Annotated in this window: 24 protein-coding genes; 3 read left to right on the forward strand and 21 right to left on the reverse strand. The window is 43.4% G+C overall.

The genetic code is table 11. The annotated features are described in order from the left end of the window. Nucleotides 1-7: 7 nt before the first annotated feature. Complete coding sequence (gene dnaQ / locus MHN79_RS03855; protein WP_239171799.1) at nt 8-751, reverse strand: DNA polymerase III subunit epsilon; 744 nt, start codon at nt 749-751, stop codon at nt 8-10. Between the two features lie 56 nt (nt 752-807). Here dnaQ and rnhA point away from each other — a divergent pair, with 56 nt between their 5' ends. Further along, on the forward strand, nt 808-1,272 hold the full coding sequence (gene rnhA / locus MHN79_RS03860; RefSeq protein ID WP_160929646.1) for a ribonuclease HI: 465 nt from the start codon (nt 808-810) through the stop codon (nt 1,270-1,272). Between the two features lie 5 nt (nt 1,273-1,277). On the opposite strand, the gene MHN79_RS03865 is transcribed toward rnhA, so the two are convergent. Then, on the reverse strand, nt 1,278-2,006 hold the full coding sequence (locus tag MHN79_RS03865) for a class I SAM-dependent methyltransferase (RefSeq protein WP_160929644.1): 729 nt from the start codon (nt 2,004-2,006) through the stop codon (nt 1,278-1,280). Nucleotides 2,007-2,044: 38 nt separating this feature from the next. Between MHN79_RS03865 and gloB the strand changes: the two genes are divergently transcribed. Next, the gene (gene gloB / locus MHN79_RS03870; protein WP_239171800.1) at nt 2,045-2,803 is read left to right on the forward strand and encodes a hydroxyacylglutathione hydrolase; all 759 of its coding nucleotides are present in this window, start codon (nt 2,045-2,047) and stop codon (nt 2,801-2,803) included. Between the two features lie 70 nt (nt 2,804-2,873). After that, entirely contained in the window at nt 2,874-4,430 is a 1,557-nt protein-coding gene (locus MHN79_RS03875) for a LysM peptidoglycan-binding domain-containing protein (protein ID WP_239171801.1), read from the forward strand. 12 nt (nt 4,431-4,442) lie between these two features. Here MHN79_RS03875 and MHN79_RS03880 read toward each other — a convergent pair whose 3' ends face one another. The 19 genes from MHN79_RS03880 to pyrH all read right to left on the reverse strand — a co-directional run bounded on the left by MHN79_RS03880 (nt 4,443) and on the right by pyrH (nt 25,246). Beyond that, entirely contained in the window at nt 4,443-5,309 is an 867-nt protein-coding gene (locus tag MHN79_RS03880; protein WP_239171802.1) for an endonuclease/exonuclease/phosphatase family protein, read from the reverse strand. A 32-nt stretch (nt 5,310-5,341) separates the two neighbouring features. Next, nucleotides 5,342-5,680, reverse strand: a complete 339-nt coding sequence (gene glnB, locus MHN79_RS03885; RefSeq protein WP_239171803.1) for a nitrogen regulatory protein P-II — start codon at nt 5,678-5,680, stop codon at nt 5,342-5,344. 182 nt (nt 5,681-5,862) lie between these two features. Continuing rightward, nucleotides 5,863-6,177, reverse strand: coding sequence for a cytochrome c (locus tag MHN79_RS03890; protein WP_239171804.1), 315 nt, complete (start codon nt 6,175-6,177; stop codon nt 5,863-5,865). Nucleotides 6,178-6,229: 52 nt separating this feature from the next. Next, complete coding sequence (gene tilS, locus MHN79_RS03895; protein ID WP_239171805.1) at nt 6,230-7,549, reverse strand: tRNA lysidine(34) synthetase TilS; 1,320 nt, start codon at nt 7,547-7,549, stop codon at nt 6,230-6,232. 158 nt (nt 7,550-7,707) lie between these two features. Then, a complete protein-coding gene (gene accA, locus MHN79_RS03900) occupies nt 7,708-8,667 on the reverse strand; it encodes an acetyl-CoA carboxylase carboxyl transferase subunit alpha (RefSeq protein WP_114785238.1) in 960 nt (319 codons plus the stop codon). A 37-nt stretch (nt 8,668-8,704) separates the two neighbouring features. Beyond that, nucleotides 8,705-12,184 (reverse strand): DNA polymerase III subunit alpha, encoded by a 3,480-nt coding sequence (dnaE, locus tag MHN79_RS03905; protein WP_239171806.1) that lies wholly within the window; start codon nt 12,182-12,184, stop codon nt 8,705-8,707. Between the two features lie 98 nt (nt 12,185-12,282). After that, nucleotides 12,283-12,900: a ribonuclease HII gene (gene rnhB, locus MHN79_RS03910; RefSeq protein ID WP_239171807.1), complete on the reverse strand. Its 618-nt coding sequence runs from the start codon at nt 12,898-12,900 to the stop codon at nt 12,283-12,285. Then, nucleotides 12,897-14,045: a lipid-A-disaccharide synthase gene (lpxB, locus tag MHN79_RS03915; RefSeq protein WP_239171808.1), complete on the reverse strand. Its 1,149-nt coding sequence runs from the start codon at nt 14,043-14,045 to the stop codon at nt 12,897-12,899. The genes rnhB and lpxB overlap by 4 nt, the downstream gene beginning before the upstream one ends. A gap of 85 nt (nt 14,046-14,130) precedes the next feature. Next, nucleotides 14,131-14,919, reverse strand: coding sequence for an acyl-ACP--UDP-N-acetylglucosamine O-acyltransferase (lpxA, locus tag MHN79_RS03920; RefSeq protein WP_239171809.1), 789 nt, complete (start codon nt 14,917-14,919; stop codon nt 14,131-14,133). A 1-nt stretch (nt 14,920) separates the two neighbouring features. Further along, nucleotides 14,921-15,373 (reverse strand): 3-hydroxyacyl-ACP dehydratase FabZ, encoded by a 453-nt coding sequence (fabZ, locus tag MHN79_RS03925; protein WP_114785263.1) that lies wholly within the window; start codon nt 15,371-15,373, stop codon nt 14,921-14,923. A 158-nt stretch (nt 15,374-15,531) separates the two neighbouring features. After that, entirely contained in the window at nt 15,532-16,563 is a 1,032-nt protein-coding gene (gene lpxD / locus MHN79_RS03930) for a UDP-3-O-(3-hydroxymyristoyl)glucosamine N-acyltransferase (RefSeq protein WP_239171810.1), read from the reverse strand. A 6-nt stretch (nt 16,564-16,569) separates the two neighbouring features. Beyond that, entirely contained in the window at nt 16,570-17,070 is a 501-nt protein-coding gene (locus tag MHN79_RS03935) for an OmpH family outer membrane protein (protein ID WP_202408600.1), read from the reverse strand. 26 nt (nt 17,071-17,096) lie between these two features. Then, complete coding sequence (gene bamA / locus MHN79_RS03940; RefSeq protein ID WP_239171811.1) at nt 17,097-19,499, reverse strand: outer membrane protein assembly factor BamA; 2,403 nt, start codon at nt 19,497-19,499, stop codon at nt 17,097-17,099. Nucleotides 19,500-19,537: 38 nt separating this feature from the next. Continuing rightward, complete coding sequence (gene rseP, locus MHN79_RS03945; RefSeq protein ID WP_239171812.1) at nt 19,538-20,896, reverse strand: sigma E protease regulator RseP; 1,359 nt, start codon at nt 20,894-20,896, stop codon at nt 19,538-19,540. After that, nucleotides 20,893-22,101 carry a 1-deoxy-D-xylulose-5-phosphate reductoisomerase gene (gene ispC, locus MHN79_RS03950; RefSeq protein ID WP_160929603.1) on the reverse strand — a complete coding sequence of 403 codons (1,209 nt, stop codon included), beginning with the start codon at nt 22,099-22,101 and terminating at the stop codon, nt 20,893-20,895. The genes rseP and ispC overlap by 4 nt, the downstream gene beginning before the upstream one ends. Nucleotides 22,102-22,149: 48 nt before the next feature. After that, entirely contained in the window at nt 22,150-22,992 is an 843-nt protein-coding gene (locus MHN79_RS03955; protein WP_239171813.1) for a phosphatidate cytidylyltransferase, read from the reverse strand. 10 nt (nt 22,993-23,002) lie between these two features. After that, nucleotides 23,003-23,758: an isoprenyl transferase gene (locus MHN79_RS03960; RefSeq protein ID WP_239171814.1), complete on the reverse strand. Its 756-nt coding sequence runs from the start codon at nt 23,756-23,758 to the stop codon at nt 23,003-23,005. A gap of 96 nt (nt 23,759-23,854) precedes the next feature. Further along, the gene (gene frr / locus MHN79_RS03965) at nt 23,855-24,412 is read right to left on the reverse strand and encodes a ribosome recycling factor (protein WP_114785226.1); all 558 of its coding nucleotides are present in this window, start codon (nt 24,410-24,412) and stop codon (nt 23,855-23,857) included. Nucleotides 24,413-24,514: 102 nt separating this feature from the next. Beyond that, on the reverse strand, nt 24,515-25,246 hold the full coding sequence (gene pyrH / locus MHN79_RS03970; RefSeq protein WP_114785225.1) for a UMP kinase: 732 nt from the start codon (nt 25,244-25,246) through the stop codon (nt 24,515-24,517). Between the last annotated feature and the right edge of the window lie 152 nt (nt 25,247-25,398).

The raw sequence follows: 25,398 nt of genomic DNA on the forward strand, positions 1-25,398 counted from the left end.
TCTTCTCCTACTGACGCCAGAGGCAGCTGCCGCTCTCCTCAACTAGGTCTAAACGATCACTATGTGCTTTTAGTTCATCGGCCGTGGCTCGGATAACCTTTAGCGATTTTCGTCCACCAGACACTCGTTTTATAGATTCTCCTCCCAATCCACCATCTGCCGATTGACTTGAGCTAAACTGCAATGATGTCTGGCCACCTGTCATCAATAAGTATACATCGGCCAAAATCTCGGCATCAAGCAAAGCGCCGTGAAGGGTTCGATGTGAATTGTCTATTCCGTATCGATCACACAATACGTCGAGGTTATTACGCTTGCCTGGGAAGATTTTCTTCGCCATCGCAAGGGTATCGGTAACTCGGCAGAAGTCATGAGTTTTACCTATGTTAGGATCCAATAATGAAAACTCATGGTCCATAAAACCAGTATCAAAGGGCGCATTGTGCGCGACCAGCTCGGCACCCTGAATAAATGCTAGAAACTCTTGGTGAACATCACGGTACTCTGGCTTATCGACCAAAAATTCGTCCGTAATACCGTGAACTTCAATCGCATCAGGTTGAATGGCACGATCCGGCTTGAGGTAGACATGAAAATGACGCCCTGTCAGCTTACGGTTGATGATTTCAACCGCACCGATTTCTATAATGCGATGGCCTTGATAATGAGGGCCACCTTCTCGGTTCATACCGGTTGTTTCGGTATCGAGAACCACAATACGATTGTGATTGGAATTGTTGCTGGTATTCATAACAAATTGTGTGTCAGACTATACAAATTCTACGCTTACCCCAATAGTATCAAATCATGACGAAACTGGTGGAAATTTTCACAGATGGATCTTGCCTGGGTAATCCGGGACCGGGCGGCTATGGTATTGTGCTGCGCTACAAGCAAGTTGAAAAAACGCTCAGCCAAGGTTTTACCCTAACGACCAATAACCGTATGGAAATGATGGCGACTATAGTCGCACTGCAAAGCTTAAAAGAGCCTTGTCAGGTCATACTCACCACTGATAGCCAATATGTAAGGCAAGGCATCACCCAGTGGATCCACAATTGGAAAAAGCGCGGTTGGAAAACCTCGGATAAAAAACCCGTTAAAAATGCGGACCTTTGGCAAGCTCTCGATAAAGAAACAGCTCGCCATGATATTGACTGGCGCTGGGTAAAAGGCCATGCTGGCCACAGAGAAAATGAAATGTGTGATGAATTAGCTCGCACCGCTGCTGAAAACCCAACCGAAGAGGATGTAGGTTACCAACCGAGTTAATTCCATTACTTACTGGATATCTTATAGTTGACGCTAACTGGCGTCAGCTTACGTTTTAGCTTCCAATGAGGTTTAATGGGTTTAAGAGGGTAACTTCTTTTACGTGCGACGATAAAATACAAACTCCCGATAGGTGAAGCCCAGTCTCCTAAGCTGTTTTCAAGCCAAGTCCACATAGTTCGGTAGGTTTCCATCGGAAACAAAGCGTATTGATCGCAATCTAAGATCTGGTAATTAAGAATATTGAGCCAATCTTTAATTCTACTCGGGGTAAACATACGCCCACTCCAAGGCAAATTGTTTTTTCTCCAAGGCATTAAACTCGACAACCCCGTCAAGCTGACAGGGTTAAAGCCCGTGATAATAATATACCCATCATCAATCATCACACGGTCCACCTCTCGCAGCATTCGATGCGGATCATTGCAGTAATCCAGCTGGTGAGCTAATACAACTACATCAAAGCTTTTTTCGAGAAAAGGTAGGTTGAACCCGTCAGCAATGACATTGTGGAGGGGGTTCTGAATATCAAGGTGAACTTGATGTTGAATATTACAGTTAAAGCTGGTTAACTCGCAGCTGAGCCCTCCCAGCTTAAGCATATGATAGCCAAATAGTTTTGGGCACCATTCATCAATACGCGTTTGTATTGATTCGCTAACCCATTGGCCATTCTTAAGCTGAGACCATGAATGAGGCTTTTCAAGCTTCTTAAAACTTCGTGCTGGCTTCATACTTAACCTGCTTTACTCTGGAAACTGGAGAAACAACCATGTTAGATATCAAAAGCATACCTGCATTCAATGATAATTACATCTGGCTAATTGAAAATAGCGATCAACATTGTGCTGTTGTTGATCCAGGAGATGCTGCCCCTGTAATAAGATATCTAGAACAACATAATTTAACTTTAGATGCCATTTTAATCACACATCATCATAACGATCATATTGGTGGCGTACCTGAACTGGTCAGGCAGTTTCCACACATTGATGTGGTAGGCCCCGCCAATGAACCCGTTCCCACATTGACTCATGCTGTTGAAGCAAGCGAACAAATTGAATTGTTTGGCGAAGTATTCTTAGTATTAGGGCTTGAGGGTCATACCAAAGGGCACATAGGCTACGTTGGTGATGGCAAGCTGTTCTGTGGTGATGTGCTCTTCTCAGCAGGTTGTGGGAGGGTTTTTGAAGGCACTATGTCTCAAATGCATACTTCATTAAACAAACTCATGACGTTAGCAAAAGAGACTAAGGTCTACTGCGCTCACGAATATACCGCTAGTAATGTCGCGTTTGCTCTTGCCGTTGAGCCTGATAACCCCTTACTCCAAAAGTATCGTGATGAGGTAAACCGCCTCAGAGCGCAGAATAAACCGACTGTGCCAACAACAATCGGCAAAGAAAAACACATCAATCCATTTCTGAGAACTGACCAGCCAAGTGTTATTCGCTCAGTCGCGAACCGAACATCAAACACTGACTCTCTCGCTATTTTTACCGCACTACGCGAATGGAAGAACGAATTTTGAGGCGTTGTAACTTGTCACCATGGTATTTAGACAAGTATTATCAGCAGCCAACAAGCAAAAGGGTTGTGAAATGCGAGTAACACATAGCTGGATATTAGCTCTACTGCTGACGGGATGTCAGCTAACCCAGCAAACAGAAAACCAAGTATCACCGTCTCAAAATACCAATCATTCTCCTGAACAAACATCCGGTCAGATAGTAAAAAAACCAGAGAACGACAGCGGACCGGCGCTATCCCCTAAGTCCCAAGAAGATCTTTGGCAACGCATTGCCATGCAACTTGAATTGCCAGTCTCAAATGACAAGATGGTCGACTACTATCGTACTTGGTATCTGACACACCCCAAGCACTTAGAAACTGTCTCACAGCGAGCCCAGCCATTTTTGTATCTGATTACCGAAAAAATTGAACAGCGAGGTTTACCTTTAGAGCTAGCATTGCTGCCAATTGTCGAAAGCTCATTTGATGCTTTTGCCTACTCTCATGGCAGCGCTGCTGGACTGTGGCAGTTTGTTCCAAGCACTGGAAAATACTACGGATTAACACAGAATTATTGGTACGATGGCCGCCGAGATGTATCCGCCTCAACGGATGCGGCTTTAGATTATCTTAGCGCATTAAATGACCGTTTCGAGGGCAATTGGAACCATGCCATCGCAGCTTATAACAGTGGTGGCGGTCGAGTATCTAGTGCTATTCGCAAGAATCAAAGGCTAGGCAAACCTACTGACTTCTTTTCTCTTGATTTGCCAGAAGAAACCAGCGGATATGTGCCAAAATTAATGGCTTTAGCCGACATCATCGCCAATCAGAATAAATATGACATAGATATCCCACCAATTGCCAATAAACCTGCAGTACAACTCATCGATCCTAAAGAGCAACTCGATCTCGCTATTGCTGCAGGGTATGCCGGTATTAGTGTCAAACAAATACAAGCATTAAACCCTGCCTATAATCAGTGGGCAACCGCTCCTAGTGGCCCTCATCAACTGCTTATACCTATCAGTAGCATAGATAGATTTCAAACAAGTCTTGCCAAAAATCGTGGAAAAGGCATGAAATTGGTGAGATATAAGGTGAAATCGGGAGATAGTCTAAGTGCCCTGGCCGATCAATATAGTACCACCACTAAAGTGATAAAAAATGCCAATAACTTAGTTAGCGACTCAATTCGAATCGGGCAATTTCTTATGATCCCGACATCAACCAAAAGCGATGCCGCTTATATTCTTAGCGCAAGTAATAGATTAGCCAAGGCACAAGCTAAATCACGGGGTCAGTATAAACTCACTCATACGGTGCGCTCTGGTGAAAGCCTTTGGACCATAGCCCGCGCTAACAAGGTATCCCATCAATCTCTGGCAAAATGGAATGGAATGAGTCCCAAAGATACCCTGCGAGTAGGGCAAACTTTAGTGATTTGGAAGAACACATCAGAGGGAGCCGTCATTCGCACCGTTTTCTATAGCGTAAAAAATGGCGACACTATTAGTGCGATTGCAGATAAATTCAAAGTCAATTCTAAGGATATAGTCAAATGGAATGACCTGAGTCGGCAGAAATACCTTCAACCAGGCCAAAAACTAAAACTGTACGTCGATGTCACCAAAGTTAGTGCATAACACTCACATTACCTAGGGTTGAGGTCTATCTACGTCAATTAACTCAAAATACGCTTCAATAGGATTATGGTCGGAAGCATCAGAGATTGGTGCTTCTGCTCTTATAAAGTTCAGCCCTCGATAAAACACATGATCCAGCGCGTGACCAGTAATAAACTGAGTTCGGTTATCAGGAGAATAGTTCACTTCGATGAGACCAAGCTGATTGAAAGCCTGCTCAATCACCGCGATACGCGCGTCGCTCCAGCTGTTAAAGTCACCCGCGACTATGATTGGGCCACTGTGCTTATCCACCAGATCCATCAAGGTATCAAATTGCTTCTGATACTCTTGGGTACCATAGGTAAAATTGACCGCGTGGATATTAATAACCGTCAGCAGTTGACCATTTGAAAGAGGATAAGTGGTATAAAGTGCCGATTTAGGCAAGCGGAGCCAAGGCTCTAATTCTGTGTAGGCACACGCCTTTTGCGGCGTCGTGTGAGATAAATTCAATACCCCTACACTGGTATCAAATATCTCGAATGCATCAACCTGATACGCATACCACCGCTGAGATTTTAGCCAATTTTTAAATTCGAGAGTTAAACGAGATTCTTGTAACAGAACTAAGTGTTTATTTTTCACATAAGACTGTAAACTTTGCTGCCAATTTCCCCGATTTTGTTTATAAATGTTCCATACAAGTAGATTTAGCTGGCCATTGTCATCAAGCTTACCATTCGATGCCTTTTCTACACAATATTGAGAGAACGCCTCATTTGATGGTGATATTAAAGCAATTTTCGGCTGGCTTGGCAGAGAAAAAATGACGAAAAACGCCGCAAATCCAGCCAACACCATGCCTATTAGACTAAGCAAAAACCACTTAGTCTTCATTCAACGCACCAGCAGAGCCCATACTGTAACGATTATATCGCTTCTTCATCCTCTTCACCTGTTCGTATGCGAACAACACGTTCAATATCGGTAATAAAGATTTTACCGTCACCAATTTTTCCCGTCTGAGCAGTATCAATAATGGTGTCAACGCATTGATCGGCTACATCATCTATCACCGCAATTTCCAGTTTTACTTTAGGCAGAAAGTCCACCATGTATTCAGCGCCACGATAGAGCTCTGTATGTCCTTTCTGACGGCCAAAACCTTTCACTTCTGAGACCGTCATGCCTGTAATTCCCACCTCAGCTAGAGCTTCTCGTACATCATCTAATTTAAATGGTTTAATAATGGCTTCTATTTTTTTCATCTTCATCCCTTAATTTTCAAAAGCGTCTATATTATCCCATGGTCAACAAACAATAAAAAGCCCAAGCGGATCAAGACTATCTACCTTTATTATATCTTCATAACACCTTAGCGACTGGTGTTAGAAAAAGAAAGACGGATAGCCCCTTATCGCTCGGGCTAGGCGGTTTTATTTACATAAGGCTACTTCAAACTGGAGTAATAGGCCGCCAAGTTTGCAATGTCCGAGTCACTCAGCATAGCGGCTTGAGCTTGCATGACAGCAGCAAGTCCTCCAGTACGTTGCTTATCCTTATAGGCTTTAATCGAGGAAATAATATACTGCTCGTTTTGCCCTTTCAGGTTTGGATAACCGGGAATAACTGCAATACCATCTGCGCCATGACAAGCAGCGCACACCGCTGACTTAGCCTTTCCAGCAGCGATGTCTCCAGCAGCAAAAGCAGAGCTGGCAGTAAAGCTTATCCCGATCAAGATTCCCATTACTATTTTTTTCATTGCGCTTCCTTAGTGTATCCACTGTTTTTATGTATATTTATATAAAGAATCTTTACATATCTGGTACGAATTTGTCCCAAACAAGTTCACAATCTTGACCAACAAAGTCAGCATCAATAAATATACCAGCCACCGCCACAACCTTGTCACCACACATAAGGATCGGTAGTCGGCGCCTTAACCAACTCGGCACATGGTATTCTTGAAAGAGTTTTTTGAGTTTACGGCTATGGCGACGTCCGCAAGGCTTAGCACTCAACCCCTGAGGTTCAAAAATGATGCGAAGCGGCGAGTTTGAAAGGGCTGCTTTAGATAATGTTCCAGATTGAGTATTCAAAAGCGTTATGCTTCCTAAACTTTCAGGCAGAGTTAGCTCGCAATCAAACTTTATTTCGTGTTGCCAAAATGACAAATCTTGCCATTGTGCAACCAAATATAATCGATGATTAAACCGGCGAATCTGTCCTTCTGCTAAAGACAGAATAGGATTGGCATCTTGGCGACTCATAGCGACTTCAAACCAAATCCGATCAAGGAGATCGCGACTTGGCATCTTAGCTTGCTGTTTGTTAATCCACATCCTTAGCACCCGTGCTCGCACTAAAGAAGACATTTCGGCTAACTGAGCAATATCAATAGAGTCATCTTGGTGTACAGACTTTTCTAAATGATCAGATAGTAATTCATCGAGCAGTGATTCCTGCTCTGCGCAAAGCTCTGCACTTCGCTGTACAGATTTGGTCAGATGAGGCCATCGCTCGGTGAGACAAGGGATCACTTGGTGGCGAAGGAAATTGCGGTCAAAGCGAGTATCCTGATTACTCTCATCTTCCACCCAAGTAAGGTTATGTATTTGCGCGTAAGACTCAACCTCTTCCCTACTTGCTTGCAGTATTGGGCGAACTAGTTTTGCACCAGCATACGGAGTGCATTGAGCCATAGATGATAAACCTTTAGGGCCGCTTCCTCGCTTTAATGCGAGAAGGAAAGTTTCTAGTTGATCATCTCTGTGTTGGCCCGTAAGCAGTAAGTCTCCACAGACTAGGTGGGATTTAAGTGCTTGATAGCGAGCTTCCCGCGCACTTTCTTCAATACTTTTACCTTGCTTTTCTAACCTGACTTTCTCTAAATGAAAAAGTACGCCTTCTTCAAGACACCACAATCGGCATTGCTTAGCCCAATGATCAGCATTAGAACTCAAACCATGGTGTACATGTATGGCTATACAAGGCTTTTTACGCTCTTTTTGGTAACGAGCAGCCAAGGCAAGCAACACTCTAGAGTCAACGCCACCGCTAAGAGCAACGACAAGCCGTCCTTCTGATGACATATATTGATCAATGACCGACGAAAAGTGCTGGTATAAATCCATATTAAAAGAAACCGTTTTACTGCAAAGATAAGAGTGCCTATTTGAGTATACTGGCCCATAGCCATGTATTTTGAATCAAACAATAGACTCGCTTAGTTTAACATCAACAATAAAAAAGGCCGAACCTCAGTTCAGCCTTTATTCTCTATTGCGATAACTTAACAATAGCCATAGTTCATTAAGCGTTGGTAACGACGCTCTAGTAAGGTGTCATTATCGAAATGAGTAAGCTCATTGAGCTGTCTTACTAAGGTCGCTTTCATGTTCGCTGCCATTTGAACATGATCACGGTGTGCGCCACCTAAAGGCTCTTCAATAATCTCGTCGATCAGCTCAAGCTCTTTTAAACGTGGAGCAATCAGTCCCATTGCCTCTGCAGCCTGAGGAGCTTTGTCCGAATCTCGCCATAAAATGGAGGCACAGCCTTCAGGTGAGATAACTGAATACGTTGAGTACTGCAGCATATTCACGTAATCACCAACACCGATAGCAAGTGCACCACCAGAACCACCTTCTCCAACGACATTACAGATCACTGGAACTTTAAGCCCTGCCATCACTTTTAAATTTTTCGCGATCGCTTCAGACTGGCCACGCTCCTCTGCACCAACACCAGGATAAGCGCCAGCAGTATCAATAAAAGTAATGATCGGCATGTTGAAGCGCTCTGCCGTTTCCATCAAACGAAGTGCTTTGCGATAACCTTCTGGCTTTGGCATGCCAAAGTTACGCTTCACTTTCTCTTTAGTTTCACGACCTTTTTGGTGACCGATGATCATCACTGGACGACCATCTAAGCGCGCCATACCGCCAACAATGGCTTTGTCGTCAGCATAAGCACGATCACCAGCCAGCTCCTCGAACTCTGTAAACACATGTTCAATGTAATCCAAGGTATAAGGGCGTAGTGGATGACGAGCTAGCTGAGCTGTCTCCCACGCTCCAAGATCGCTGAAAGTTTTCTTTTTAAGCTCCAAGCTTTTCTTTTCTAACTGCTCAATCTCTTTCTCTAGATCGACGCCAGAATCACCACCGTGGCGAGAAACACTTCTCAAGGCTTCGATCTTAGCCTCTAACTCAGCAATAGGCTTTTCAAATTCTAAAAAGTTCAGGCTCATCTATAGATCCTTTCTTATTCGGCATGCTCTGCCGAACTTAGTTAAATTCGAGTTCTACTTGATTATTACCAAGTAGCTGTTTCAAATTGTCTATTAATTCATCACTAGGCGTCACGCGCCACTCTGTTCCCAACGTCAAGCGTGCTCTTGCATCGCTGCGCTGGTAATATACTTGGACAGGAACACTGCCTGCCTTATGAGGCTCTAGTATGTTACTAAAGCGCTCAAAAAATTGCTCGTCGATTTGGGACTCTTCCATAAAAATCGACAGCCCTCGTGCGTATTTTTCACGCGCCGCACCAAGATCCATGACCTCGCGCGCCGTCATTTTAAGACCACCATTGAAATCATCAAAGCTGACCTGTCCAGAAACAACTAAAATTCTGTCTTGCTCCAACAGTTCTGCATAACGATCAAGCGCATCTGAAAACAGCATCACTTCCATGCGACCACTTCGATCATCAAGCGTCATGATACCGATACGATTGCCCCGCTTAGTTGTCATTACTCTCGCAGCAATAACCAAGCCAGCAATCGTCACACTTTGATCTCGGCGTGTTGGCGTCGCATCTTTCAATCGACAGCTGGTATATTTACCAAGCTCCTTGATATACGCATTGACCGGATGCCCAGTTAAATAGAGCCCTAGTGTATCACGTTCTCCTTCCAACCAAACTTTTTCCGGCCAAGCTGGAACCTTAGTATACTTGTGTTCAACCTCTTCAGGCGCTTCCGTAAGAACACCAAATAAATCATTTTGGCCAAAAGCTTCTGCTTGGTGGTATTGGCTTGCCGCTTTTACAGCATCGTTTAATGATGCCATCATAGCAGCACGATGCGGCCCTAATCTATCCAGCGCCCCAGCATAAATAAGCTTTTCAATTACACGTTTATTGACTTTTTTTAGGTCTATTCTGGCACAAAAATCAAACAAATCTTTAAAATAACCACCAGCGTTGCGAGCTTCAAGAATAGCGTCTATCGGCCCTTCACCTACCCCTTTTATTGCACCGATACCATATACAATGGCACCGTCTTCATCGACATTAAAACGGTACAAGCCTGAATTGATATCAGGTGGCAACACCTTAAGCTTCATGCGCAAGCATTCATCGACCAAACCCACCACTTTTTCCGTGTTGTCCATATCAGCGGTCATTACCGCTGCCATAAACTCAGCAGGGTAATGTTTTTTAAGCCAAAGTGTCTGATAAGACACCAAAGCATAAGCGGCAGAGTGAGACTTGTTAAAACCATAACCTGCAAATTTCTCCACTAAATCGAAGATTTTCATTGCAAGTTCGCCATCTACGCCGTTTTTGATCGCGCCTTCTTCAAACACGGCGCGCTGCTTGGCCATTTCCTCAGGCTTTTTCTTACCCATAGCACGACGCAACATGTCTGCACCGCCTAAGGTATATCCTGCCAATATCTGAGCAATCTGCATAACTTGCTCTTGATACAAGATAATGCCATAGGTAGGCTCAAGTGTTTCTTTTAATGACTCATGCTGCCATGTTTCATCTGGGTAGGAGATAGCTTCACGGCCATGCTTGCGGTCAATAAAGTTATCCACCATCCCCGATTGAAGAGGCCCGGGACGAAACAGGGCCACCAAAGCGATAATATCTTCAAAACAGTCTGGCTGAAGACGTTTAATCAGCTCTTTCATCCCGCGAGATTCAAGCTGGAATACCGCGGTGGTTTCGGCATTTTGCAGCAGTCTAAAAGAGGCATCATCATCAAGGGGGATCGACTCAATGCGCACCGGCGCTTGGCCCTGCTTTTCAAGCCTCGGGTTAATCAATCCAAGTGCCCAGTCGATAATGGTCAGTGTACGCAACCCAAGAAAGTCAAACTTCACTAAACCCGCTGTTTCTACGTCATTTTTATCAAATTGGGTAACGGGAAAGTGCCCTTCTGCGTCTGCATATATAGGGGCAAAGTCGGTAATCGTGGTCGGAGAGATAACCACCCCTCCCGCATGCTTACCCGCATTGCGCGTACAGCCTTCTAAAATACGACACATGTCGATAAGTTCTTTAACTTCCTCATCGGCGTCATACAACTCAGCTAAAGCAGGCTCAGCTTGAAAAGCTTTCTCTAGGGTCATGCCGGGATCGGGTGGCACCATTTTGGATATGCGGTCAACAAAACCAAATGGATGCCCTAGCACTCGGCCCACATCGCGAATAACAGCTTTGGCCGCCATAGTACCGAAAGTAATGATCTGAGATACCGCATCTCTTCCATACATTTCAGCTACATGATCAATCACTTGATCGCGTTTATCCATACAAAAGTCAACATCAAAGTCGGGCATGGAAACACGTTCTGGATTCAAGAAACGTTCGAAGAGCAAATCATATTCTAGAGGGTCAAGATCAGTAATTTTAAGGGCATAAGCAACTAACGAACCCGCGCCAGAGCCTCGGCCGGGGCCAACTGGAATATCATTGTCTTTCGACCACTGAATGAACTCCATAACGATCAAGAAATAACCGGGAAACCCCATGTTATTGATCACTTCAAGCTCAACTTTTAACCTTTCATCATATTCTGGGCGTCGCTGGATACGGACGTTTTCATCCGGGAACAGAAACTCCAGACGCTCTTCCAATCCCTGTTGCGACTTTTTCACCAGAAATTCGGTTTCTTCCATACCATCGGTTGGAAAAGCAGGCAGAAAGTACTCTCCCAAACGAACAGAAACGTTACAGCGCTTGGCTATTTCTACGCTGTTTTCTAATGCTTCAGGAATATCAGCAAAAAGAGCGCACATTTCCTCTTCGCTACGCAAATATTGCTGCGCACTGTAGTTTTTGGGTCGGCGAGGATCTTCTAATGTGTAACCGTCGTGAATCGCAACGCGAATTTCGTGCGCGTCAAATGTTGATTCATCTAAAATGACAACATCATTAGTCGCGACCACTGGAAGTTGTTCGCTCTGTGCAAACTCAAGAGCAAAATGAAGATACGTTTCTTCGTCTGCTCGCCCTGTTCGCGTTAATTCAAGAAAAAAACGGTCAGCAAAGTGTTGACGGAAAAAATCGGCACATTGCTCAGCGAGTCTGCGATTTCCTTTTAACAGGGCTTTTCCTATTTCACCGCTTCTTCCACCAGACAACACAATCAAACCAGAAGAATGTTCAACTAGCCAATCTTTATCAATCACGGGTTGATGCTGCACATGACCGCGCAGATAGGCTTTGGAAATAAGTAAAGTGAGATTCTTATAACCCAGGTTATCAGAGGCAAGTATGGTGAGTCTTGTCAGCTCTTCACCAAACTGATCCGATTGCATAGCAAAGTCAGCTCCAATAATGGGCTTCACACCACATCCATGCGCAGTGCCGTAGAACTTAACCAAGCCACATAAATTAGTGAAATCGGTCAGCGCCACCGCTGGCATGCCCATCTCGGCGACTTTTTTTACCAAAGGTGGCACTTTAGATAAGCCATCAACCATGGAAAAGTCACTGTGAACTTTGAGATGAATAAATTTAGGATCTGACATGAATATTCCGCAACTGTACTGAGTCTATGGAGAAGCTGAGATATTTTACGTGATATAGTCTATTAGATATACCCCAGCAAAATAAGGTTTAAAAACTTCTACAGTAAGCCCAAGGCTTTTTTTACTGGCTTAAAGCTTTTTCGGTGTTGTTCTATTACGCCATACTGCTCAATCGCTTCAAAATGGGCTTTAGTTGGATACCCTTTATGTTTGGCAAAACCAAATTCTGGATGAATTTTATCCAGCGCTTCCATCTCCTGATCTCGTACAACCTTAGCAATAATAGATGCCGCACTGATTTCAGCAACACGCAGATCGCCTTTTACTACCGCTTGTGCTTCCATAGGTAAATCTGGTACCCGATTTCCGTCTATCAGGACATAGTCTGGCGTCACATTCAAACCCTCCACTGCTCTTTGCATAGCAAGCATAGTGGCATTAAGAATATTATGCTGATCAATTTCATCATGAGAACAACGCCCAATCGACCAAGCTAATGCCTTATCCAAAATTTCCGGAAATAGAGCCAAACGCTTTTTTTCGGTTAGTTTTTTCGAATCATTTAACCCGTTTATTGGCTGGTTAGGATCGAGAATGACGGCAGCAGTAACAACATCGCCAACCAAGGGACCACGTCCAACTTCATCTACACCCGCAATTTGTTGATACCCAACTGGGTATTGAAACTCGGCAACAAGCGTATTTTTTTCGTTCATGATGGTAATCTGTCAATAAGTTTTAGCACTGCATGAGCGGCTTGAGTATCCGCACCTTTGCGAAGCTGATGGTGCATTTTGGTAAACCGCTCTAGCATATACTCACCACGCTCTTTTAGTAATTTCTCAACTTCACTTTCTAGCCTCTCTGGGGTACAGGATTCTTGAAGAAGCTCAGTCACCAACTCTTCATTGGCAAGAATATTGGGTAAAGAAACATATTTGGTTTTGAGCATGCGTCGCGCAAGAAATGCAGTAAACGCATTAACCCGATAACCAACAACCATTGGGCGTTTGATGAGCATACATTCAAGGGCGACGGTACCAGAAGCAAGCATCACAACATCTGATGCTGTGATCACGTTACGAGCCGTATCGTTAATCAATCTAAAGTCGAGTTCTGGAGCAAGTGTTTTCCATGCATGTTCAAACTGAGCTCGGCGTTTTTCATTCACTAAAGCAACAACAAAGCCCATCTCTGGATGTTTTTTATTTAAACGTTTACAGGTCTCAATAAAGGGCTCTGCAAGCATCTTAAGCTCACTTCCACGACTGCCTGGCAATACCGCAAGCCAAGTTTTATCTTGCTCAAGACCAAGTAAGTCACGAGCAGGTTCTTTTTGTGATTCAAGAGGGATAGTGTCTGCTAGAGTATGTCCGATAAATTCACATGGAACTTGATATCTATCGTAAAACTCTTTTTCAAAGGGCAAAAATGCCAGCACTAAATTAGTCGCCGCTTCAATTTTAAAAATTCGTTTCTGCCGCCAAGCCCAAACGGAAGGGCTAACATAATGGACGGTTTGTATACCGGCATTTTTCAGATCGAGCTCTAAGCGAAGGTTGAAGTCCGGCGCATCAATACCAATAAACACATCAGGTGGGTTATCGGTAAAATAACGTACCAGCTCGGATTTTACTTTGAGCAAACGAGGTAAACGTCCAAGCACTTCAACCAAACCCATCACCGACAGCTCTTCCATATCAAATAATGACTCACAGCCTTGCGATATCATTTTAGGGCCGCCAATACCGACAAACTCAGCATTAGGGTGAATAAGCTTAACGGCTTTAATCAAACCTTCACCCAAGGTATCCCCTGAAAGCTCTCCGGCAACAACGCCAATGCGCAATGGTTTCTCCATTACTGAACTACCTTTTTCTTTTGCTATAAACGTAAAAAAGATCGCGGCGTATTGCGCGATCTTTTTCTAAAATGTCCGAGTATTATCAACGAATGACGCCACGCTCAGATGTATCCACGAAGTCAATAAAATGTTGGATTGATGGCCAGTCTTTTGCCATCTCTTGCAGGGACTGTATCGCTTCAGCCTGAGTCTTACCTGCACGATAAAACTCTTTATAGGCATTACGCAGTGCACGTAGCTCCGCTTTCTCAAAGCCATTTCTTTGTAAGCCGACAAGGTTTAAACCAAAAGGAGTGGCATGATTACCTTGAGCTAATACATAAGGAGGGACATCTTTAACAACCGCAGAACACCCGCCTATGTAACTGAATGCGCCGACTTTGCAAAAAGGATGTATTGCAGAAAGAGCCATAACGCCAGCGTGATCTTCTACAGTCACATGTCCACCAAGTATTGCATTGTTACCAACATGAGTGTGATTGCCAACGATAACATCGTGCGCAATATGGGCGTTGACGCACAACAGGTTATCATCGCCAATCACTGTTGAAGCCTTGTCTTGGACAGTACCACGATGGATTTGAACCGCTTCACGAATGACATTACGGTCACCAATTACAACCGTCGTGTCTTCACCACCATATTTCTTGTCCTGATTTTCTTCGCCGATCACTGCATGAGGAAAAACACGATTGTCTTTACCTATTTTAGTGTGCCCCTTAATCACAACATGGGACATTATCTCTGTCCCCTCACCAATTTCAATCTTGCCTGAAATATAGGTAAAAGGCCCTACGGTGACATTAGCAGCAATGCTTACATCACCTTCAAGGACAGCAGATGGATGAACCTTAGCTGTTTCATGAATCATATTAAAACTCTCGACGTGCGCACTTTAGCTCAGCAGAACAAACTACTTCACCATCCACTTTTGCAACACCGTTAAAAGCCGCAATACCACGGCGCTCTTTAACAAACTCAACTTCGATTACAAGCTGATCACCTGGAGTCACTGGCTTACGGAACTTAGCACCATCAACACTCGCAAAGTAGTACAGTTCATTCTCTGAAGGAGCGCCAAAAGATTTAAACGCAAGTAATCCAGTCGCTTGAGCCATAGCCTCTAGAATTAAAACCCCTGGAAACACAGGCAGTTGAGGGAAATGACCGGTAAACTGAGGCTCGTTCACTGAGACATTTTTAATTGCAGTCAGATATTTTTCCTCTTGGAAGTCAATCACACGATCAATCAGCAGAAAAGGGTAACGATGAGGCAAGAGTTCTTGGATTTCAGTGATGTTCATCGTTTTGTTTTCAGTAGTCAAAGTCATTTTCCTATATTAAATGCTAAATTAACTGGCAGGCATTATAACCGAGTCATCTTGATATGCTAGGCATGCGCTCTTATAGAAAGTAGTGTCAGCTAACTATCATTAAAATTTTAAAAGACCCGCAAAGCGAGCCTTTTAGAATCTATTAGCGCTTAAGCATCTTGTTCAGTTTCTAACTGCTTTTCAACAGCCTTGAGTCGTTTGTTCATATCATCGATACGATGGACTCGAGCCGCCGTTTTGCGCCATTCTTTATTGGGTTGCAACGGAATACCTGAAGAGTACATTCCCTTTTCATCAATGCTGCGCATCACCATCCCCATACCGGTAATAGTGACACCGTCAGCAATTTCAATATGGCCGTTTAATACGCTTGCACCACCAATCATGCAATACTTACCTATGGTAGTACTGCCAGCAACAATAGTACCACCAGCCATAGCTGTGCCATATCCGATGTGTACATTATGCGCTATCTGCATCTGGTTATCGATGATCACATTATCTTCGATAATGGTATCTTCTAAAGCACCACGATCTATTGTGGTACACGATCCTATTTCGACCCGATTACCAATTTTAACCGTTCCAAGCTGAGGGATTTTTATCCATTCACCTTTTTCATTCGCATAACCAAAGCCATCAGCACCGATGACAGTGTTAGCATGTATAAGGCAGTCAGAACCGATAACTACTTGGTGATAGATACTCACGTTTGACCATAATTGAGTATTAGCGCCAATTTGAGCACCTTTCCCAATAAAACAACCTGCACCAATCACTACATTTTCAGCTAGACGAACACCACTTTCTATCACAGCATTCGCGCCAATAGACACGCCTTCAGCAATGTCCACATCCTCAGCAATAACGGCAGATGATGCTATGCCTTCAGCTGGTGCTGGCGTTGTATCTAGGGCTTGAGCAACTTTAGCAAAGGCAACATATGGGTCTTCGACCACCAAGACATTCCCTGCACACATTTCTCGTTGCGCCTCTTTTACCATAACCACCGTCGCGTTACAGTCTGCAAGGTGCTTTGCGTACTTAGGGTTAGACAGGAAAGTAACGTCTCCTTCCTGCGCTTTTTCCATTGGGGAAACCATACTGACAAGCGCTTGCTCGTTACCGTATAGTTCTCCACCAGTTATTGTTGCCAGTTCGGCTAAAGTAAGAGTTGCCATAGTCAGTTACTTAAGTGTTTTAATGACTTTTTCAGAAATATTATATTCAGGTTTACCGTATTGCATGGTTTGAATATCTACAACGATATCGTAACCTTCTTTTTCTGCAACTTTCTTCACAGCGTCCTGAATTACCTTAAATAGCTTCTGCTTTTCTTCTGCTTCACGGCGAGCTGATGCTTTTTCTAGAGCTTGCCCTTTAATTTTGTATTTACTGTCTAGTTGAGCAATTTCTACACGCAGCTTTTCAACTTCTTCAGGGCCAAGTAACTCTCCATCTCGCTTAAGTTTCTCTATTTTAGTCTTAGCTTCAGCTTGGATTGACTTAAGCTCGTCTGCTTTATCTTTAAACTCTTCTTGCATTTTTTGCAGTACGACTTCGCGCTGAGGAAGAGCCTGAAAAACTTGCGCTGTATTGATATAACCAATTTTTTGTGTGCTTCCTGCCGCATTAGCAACAAAAGAAGACGTCAATAACATTAGGCTAAGACCAGCTGCTTTAATCATTTTATTCACTTTATATTCCTCAATATTTAGAAGGTTCTTCCAATTGTGAAAGTGAAGAACTCTTCATCATCACCTTCGTAGATCTCTATCGGTTTCGCTACCGAAAATACCAATGGCCCCATTGGTGACATCCATTGTAAGGCTGCACCATATGACGCTCGATAATTCGTAGGATCTGAGTAATCATAATACTTGGGATCACTCACCCCTTCACGGTACCTAAATTCTGTATCCCAAACACTGGCTGCATCAATAAATAAACTGGTACGAATTTGACTCCGAGCCTCATCAGAAGCAAATGGTGTCGGGACAATTAGCTCCATACTTGCGGTCGCTATGGCATTACCACCCACTGAGTCGTCTGTCACTTCAATACAGCCATTATTTCCGCACGAGTTAGCTGTGTTCGTATAAACTGCTTTAGGCCCCGCAGAGCGTGAGCTAAAGCCTCGTAAAGACGTAAAGCCACCTGCATAGTAGTTTTCATAGAATGGGAAGAGATTATCATTCCCATCCGTTTTACCATACCCATTACCGTAGCCAAGTCTACCCCGCATTAGCAAAGTAAAATCATGTTGTTTCGTTAATGGGAAATACTGACGTACTTCATAGTCAAGCTTAAAATATTGAGCATCTGAACCTGGCACTGTCACTTTTGCTGATGCTCGCTGATAGTTACCTGCAGTTGGGAAGAAACCTCGGTTAAGGTTACTTCTAATCCAAGCAGTGGTGATATCAAAATCATTGGTTAAAATATCACCATCGGGTTGGCCAATACTTTCTGCAAAAAGCTTAGCTTGATCATAACCTGGGACATTACCAATCTTATTGTGAGTATATCCCACACCAAACTGTAACTTAGTCAATTCATTGACAGGAAAACCCCAAGTCAAACTTGTGCCGTAGCTTTCATTGGTATAGTCGATAATCCCAGCATCTGAAGCTTCGAAGGTGTTATAGAATATTTTCCCACCTAGGCTAACACCATCAAGATTCCAGTAAGGGTCGTTGTAATCAAGGCTGATATTCTGTTGATAATCGTTCATCATCGCATTAATACCGACACGATTACCTGAACCTAAAAAGTTATCTTGCTGTAAACCCACTTGGAAACTCACACCCGACTCAGTTCCGTAACCGATACCGAAATTGACACTACCTGAGTTTGCTTCTTTAACATTGTATACAAGATCAACTTGATCATCGCTTCCCGGAACTCGAACTGTCTGCACGTCAACCGTTTCAAAGAAGCCCAAACGATTAAGACGTTTTTTGCCCGTTTCAATCGACTTTGAGTTTAACCAGCTACCTTCCATTTGCCGCATTTCTCGCCGCAAAACTTCATCTTTGGTTGCATTGTTACCAATAAAACGTATATCACGAACATAGATTCGCTTGCCCGATTCGACGTTGACAACTAGAGAAACCTGTTGATTCTCATCGTCAAATTCAGGGATAGTACGAACTTTAGGGTACGCATATCCGGCCTCGCCTAGCACGCGCTTAACCCCTTCTTCCAAACTCGTTACTTTAGAGCCGTTATAAACATCTCCGCTGACAAAAGGTACCAGAGCTTCAAACTCTGCTTCCTTTCCTATCAACTCACCGCGAAATTTGACATCCTTAACTGTGTAAGGCAGCCCTTCATTCACGGCTAGAGTGATATACACGCCTTTTTTGTCGGGAGAAATCGCAACCTGTGTCGAATCAAGCTTAAATTTTAGGTAACCACGATCTAGATAGTAAGACTTTAAAGCCTCAAGATCGCCTGCCAGAACTTGTTTTTGGTACTTATCGTCTGATAGAAAATTCCACCAAGACACATCAACATTCAGATTAAATCTACTGAGTAGGTCCTCGTCAGAAAATGCCTTATTACCTAAAAAGTTAATTTGCTGTATTTTGGCTGATACCCCTTCCGAAAATACAAATTTAAGATCAGAACGATTACGGGGCAAAGGAGTCACAACAGCCTTTACTGTCGCATTATATTTTCCGACGCTATAGTAAAAGTCTTCCAGACCCTTCTCAATGTTTGACAAAGTCGTTCGATCAAGAGCTTCACCAACTCTAACTCCTGAGGCATCAAGATTCTGCTGTAACTGTTCCTCTTTTATTGCTTTGTTGCCAGAAAATGAAATACTGGCAATGGTAGGACGCTCTTTTACCTGTACGAGGAGTTGATTACCATCCCGTAATACTTTGATATCTTCGAAATTTCCTGATGCGTATAGTGCCCTTATAATTTCAGATACATCTTGAGCATCGACCGTATCTCCGACACGAACTGGCATCTTTAACAAAGCTGCACCAAGTGCAACACGCTGTAATCCATCGATTTGGATATCTTCTACAACAAAGTTTTCGGCTCCATTTGCAGCAACGCTCGTTGCCAATAGCGTTGCAAACAGAATTTTATTCATCGCCATATTTGTTTTAGTTATTCCTTATTACGACCTTTGCCCGACTATAAACGAGCAAAATCATTAAATATTGCCAATGCCATGAGAGAAAAAATAATCGCTCCGCCAATACGGTAGCCCATATCTTGAACCCGCTCAGGAACTGGACGTCTGGTCACCGCTTCAACGGCAAAAAACATTAAGTGTCCACCGTCTAACATGGGTAGGGGCACAAGGTTGATAATACCTAAATTAACACTAATCAAAGCTAAGAAACCAAGAAAATACACCAAGCCATAATCAGCTGTCGTACCCGCTCCTTTTGCAATTGAAATAGGCCCACTGAGATTATTTAAACCCACATCTCCAACAATTAATTTTTTCAACATACTGATAGTGAGGCCTATCACCTGTCCTGTTTTTTCAATTGCTTTTCCGACCGACTCAAATACACCAAATTGTAGGTCGAAGCGATAATTTTCAGGCCATTCTGCGACTTGAGGAGCAATACCAGCAAACCCTATAACCCTACCGTTAGACAGAGTTCGGCTTTCTGGTACTAAAGTCAAACCTATAGTCTCACCATTGCGTTCAACGGCTAGATCAATCACCTGATTGGGATGATTCTGCACCAAATCAACCACCTGCTGCCAATCGTTTAGAACGAGATCATTAGCCAACACTAATTTATCTTCAGGTTGCAAACCCGCAGCATCACCAGCTCCCCCAGAGGTAACTGAGGATAAACGAGTTGAAACCTCGGGTGTAAAAGGCTTAAAGCCCAAGGAGGACATAGCTGATTCAACTTCTGGATCAAAGCTCCAATCTGTCAAATCTAATGTTTTTACCTCTTCGGCACCATACTCATTGATGGGTGAGACCGTTAAAGTCATTTGGTTATCACCGATATGGGAAATCAATCCCATGTTTACCGATTCCCAATCCGGTGTTTTGACGCCAGAGACTGATTTAAGTTCCATATTAGACCCTAAACCAGCTCGAGCGGCGATTGAATTAGGCTCAACTTGACCAATAACAGGCTTAACAGCAGGCACACCTATTAAAAAAACAAGCCAATACGCAAATACAGCAAACAAAAAGTTAAATGCGGGGCCAGCAGCTACTATCGACGTCCTTTTCCACAAAGGCTGAGTATCAAATGCTTGTCCCTTTTGCTCTGGTAGAACGTCATCTACTCGGCCATCGAGCATTTTAACATAACCGCCCAATGGTATTATTGAAAGGCTATACTCGGTGCCATCTTGACCAGTTTTGCTCCAAATTGATTTACCAAAACCAATGGAGAATTTTTCTACTTTCACACCACAACGGCGCGCTACCCAGAAATGGCCGAACTCATGTACCGCAACTAAGATGCCAAGGGCAATAAGAAAGGAGGCAAAATTCCATAAGATATCTGTCATGCTGAACACTCTTTAATTGTCTCGACAGCTAAGGCTCGCGCCATTCTATCTAGCTCAATGATACTTTCCAAGCTATTACAATCTGCTTCGCTGCTCTTGCCACAAATAAAATGTGCCACTCGCTCATTAACGACAGCAATATCGGTAAACTTTAACTTGTGTGAAAGAAAAGAATCAACGGCAATTTCATTAGCTGCATTAAGCGCCGTCGTTGCATGTTGTCCTTCGTAGCAAGCGTCTATCGCTAGCTTCAAGCACGGGTATCTCTGGTAGTCGGGTTCAAGAAAAGTCAACTGGCTGATTTGAGCAAAATCAAGGGGCGGTACACCGGCTGGAACTCTATCAGGATAAGAGAGGGTATAAGAAATAGGTGTCGCCATATCAGGATTGCCCATCTGTGCCAGTAAAGAACCATCTTTGTACTGCACCATAGAATGAATTACTGATTGAGGGTGAATTAAAACCTTGAGCTGCTCTCGACTGGTATTAAAAAGCCATTTAGCTTCTATGTACTCTAAGCCTTTATTCATCATACTGGCCGAATCGACCGATATTTTGGGGCCCATAGACCAATTAGGATGCACTATCGCTTGTTCTGGAGTAACTTGCGATAATGCACTAAGCTCAGTGTAACGAAATGGGCCCCCAGACCCAGTAAGAGTAATGTGCTGGACACCATGCTGGGTTAAATCACACCCCCCAAGGCTAGTCTGAATAGCATTTGGGAGGCACTGGAAAATTGCATTATGTTCACTATCAACAGGCATAAGCTCTGCGTCATATTCTTTTACTGCGTCCATGAACAACTTTCCAGACATAACTAGCGCCTCTTTGTTAGCCAACAAAACGCGTTTACCAGCTTTAACAGCAGCCATGGTTGGAACAAGACCAATAGCACCAACAATTGCAGACATTACTGTGTCGACTTCATCAAAAGAAGCAACATGAGTAATCGCCTCAGGTCCAGATAGTACTTGTGTAGGGAGTTTTAACCTTTGGATATGGGAGCTCAATGTGCGAGCCGATTGTTCACAGGCCATAACCGCATATTTAGGCTGCCATTTTTGACACAGTTGACGCATTTTATCGACGTTTGTTCCCGCAACCAATGCAACAATATCAAACTCAGATGGATTGTGTTCAACGACTTTTAAAGTGCTATGACCAATCGAACCTGTTGCACCTAAAATTGTCAACTTACGCATAAAGAAACCAGTAAAATCCATAAGGCAGGATAAAACCTGCCGATGTAATTAGAAAATGAAATAGAGAAGTGCGAATACAGGAAAAGCGGCTGTCAAACTATCGATCCTATCTAATATTCCACCATGCCCAGGTAGAATATTACCACTATCTTTTATCCCTGAAACTCGTTTAAACATACTCTCGACAAGGTCACCTAGTACACTAATTACTACTGTGATTAACGTAATGATCACCATGGAGAGGGAACTACTAAACTCAATGCCAAACCAAACAGCCGTACCCCAGCCGACAAAAATTGCAGTAATAATTCCCCCGACAAGGCCTTCAATGGTTTTGTTAGGGCTAACGTGAGGAGCCATTTTTCGACGACCAAAGCTCTTGCCACAAAAATAAGCACCGCTATCTGCAGCCCACACAATAAAGCATACAAAGAGGACGAGTTTAGCACCATGGTAACTATCCTCGTATATTCCTTCAGCCCTTAGTAGTAAGATACTCCAGAAAAAAGGTAACAGAGTCAGAACACCAAACACATGCCTGAGCAAATTGGAGTTTTGCCAAAACTTGGCTGAGCGAGGAAAAGACAGTACTAGGCCGCTAGAAATAATCCACCAAATACTTCCAACTGAGAGCACAGCAATATGCTCGCCAGTCATCAAACTCAAGCTTCTAGCATCAAAAGGAATAACAACTAAAGAAATAGCGCTGATAAGAATACTCGGAGCCAATGCTAAAAGGCGTGTTTTGGACTCAACAAATTGGGTCCACTCCCAAAACCCAATTACAGTTACTGTCGCTACAGCTAGCATGAATAAAGCTAGCGGTAGCTTAAAAATACCAAGAATAACAGCAGGGGCAAGAATTAGAGCTGTGATAATTCGTTGTTTCAAACTTAAACCCTTAATCGCTTTCGATCAGTTCTTTAACCTGTTCGTCGGTGCAACCAAAGCGCCTTTCCCGATTAACAAACCATGTAATTGCTTCAATTAAGCTGTCTTCATTGAACTCCGGCCAATATGTCGGCGTAAAATACATTTCAGCATAAGCCATCTGCCAAAGCATGAAGTTACTGATACGACACTCGCCACTTGTTCTTATTAATAAATCAACTTCTGGTAAATCTGCCATGGTCAGATGAGACGCAATCAGCTCTTCATTAACGTCATTAGCATCAATTTCACCACGCGCCACTTTCGCAGAGATACTTTTCGTCGCCTCGACAATATCCCATTTACCGCCGTAATTAGCTGCTATATTAATAACCATGCCAGTATTACTTGCAGTCAAAGATTCAGCTTGAGCTATCTTGTTTTGTAATCTTGGGTTAAATCGACTTTTATCACCAATAACACGTAGACGTAGGTTGTTTTTATGGAGCTTCTTAACTTCCGTAGACAAAACGGTGATGAATAACTCCATTAACACACCGACTTCGTCCTCTGGTCTGCGCCAGTTTTCACTGCTAAACGCAAACAAAGTAATGGCTTTAATACCTAATTTAGCAGATGTAGAAATAGTTTTTCTTACCGCAGATACACCATTTTTATGGCCAAACACGCGGGGTTTTCCCTGCGCTTTTGCCCAGCGACCATTGCCATCCATAATAATAGCAATATGCTTGGGAAGTAGTTCTGAAGATAGTTGAATGTTATGCATACAAGGATTTATGGTTATCAGCAGGTGACAAAGAGTAGCATAAAAAAACGCTGTACTGCGAGCACAGCGTTCTTTATATTTCGAGTGTGAATGAAATTAAACTTCCATAAGTTCTTTTTCTTTTGATGCGAGCGCTTCGTCTACTTTTTTAACCGCTGCATCAGTGATTTTTTGAATCTCATCTTGAGCTTTGCGATCTTCATCTTCAGAAATTTCTTTGTCTTTGAGCAAGGACTTTAGTTCGCCATTGGCATCACGACGAATATTACGAATAGCCACTCGTCCGCCCTCAGCTTCACCACGTACGATTTTAACCAGGTCCTTGCGTCGTTCTTCAGTTAACGGTGGAAGTGGTACACGGATGATGGTTCCAGCTGACATCGGATTAAGTCCTAGATCTGACATCATGATGGCTTTTTCTACTTTAGGTGCAAGCTCTTTATCAAAAACAGTAATGGCTAGAGTTCGAGCATCTTCAGCAACAACATTAGCAACTTGGTTTAACGGTGTTGGCGCACCATAGTACTCGACTGAGATTCCAGAAAGTAGGCTCGGATGAGCGCGACCTGTACGAACTTTCGAAAGGTTATTTTTTAGCGCTTCTACGCTTTTTTCCATGCGCTCTTGAGCGTCTTGTTTGATTTCATTAATCACGATATCACCTTAAATATGTCATTCTTTTTAGAAGAAAGCCTAAACAGGATTCTTTAAAAGGTAATACCCTAGTATAAAATTACCATACTAGGGTTGAATGAGTTATTCAGCAGTACTAATCAAAGTACCTTCAGCTTCACCCATAACCACTCGGCGAAGTGCGCCAGGCTTATTCATGTTGAAAACACGAATAGGCATTTTGTGATCACGAGCTAGTGTAAATGCTGCTAAATCCATCACTTTTAGTTCTTTATCAAGAACTTCTGAATACGCCAGCTTATCATACAACTCTGCATCAGGATTAGCTACAGGGTCAGCGGTAAATACGCCGTCAACTTTAGTCGCTTTTAAAACCACATCGGCTTCAATTTCAATGCCACGCAAACAGGCAGCAGAGTCAGTCGTAAAAAATGGATTTCCAGTACCCGCTGAGAATATAACCACTCGCCCTTGACGCAATTCACGAATAGCGTCAGCCCAGTTGTAATCGTCACAGACACCTTTCAGAGGTATGGCAGACATAACACGAGCATTAACATAAGCACGATGTAAAGCATCTCGCATGGCAAGGCCGTTCATTACTGTTGCAAGCATCCCCATATGGTCGCCCACAACACGGTTCATCCCAGCTTCAGCAAGCCCAGCACCTCGGAAAAGGTTGCCTCCTCCGATCACCACCCCTACTTGCACTCCAAGCTCTACCAGTTCTTTTACTTCTTGAGCCATACGATCAAGAATCGCAGGGTCGATACCAAAACCCTCTTCACCTTGAAGAGCTTCACCACTCAGTTTTAACAGAATACGTTGATACGCTGGTTTAGGGTTTGTCGTCATGGAGTTTACCTTCCAAAGAGAGTTATTAATTAACAGTCATGAATAGCCAAGCAAGCCATCCTTAAAATGATGCTCGTCACATCACTTACCTATTCATCACAATTAACCACATAACTGCCATTCGTAAAAAGACCGCAGCCTAGGCTACGGTC

The sequence above is a fragment of the Vibrio sp. Of14-4 genome, assembly GCF_022347625.1.
Classification (GTDB): Bacteria; Pseudomonadota; Gammaproteobacteria; order Enterobacterales; family Vibrionaceae; genus Vibrio; species Vibrio pristinus.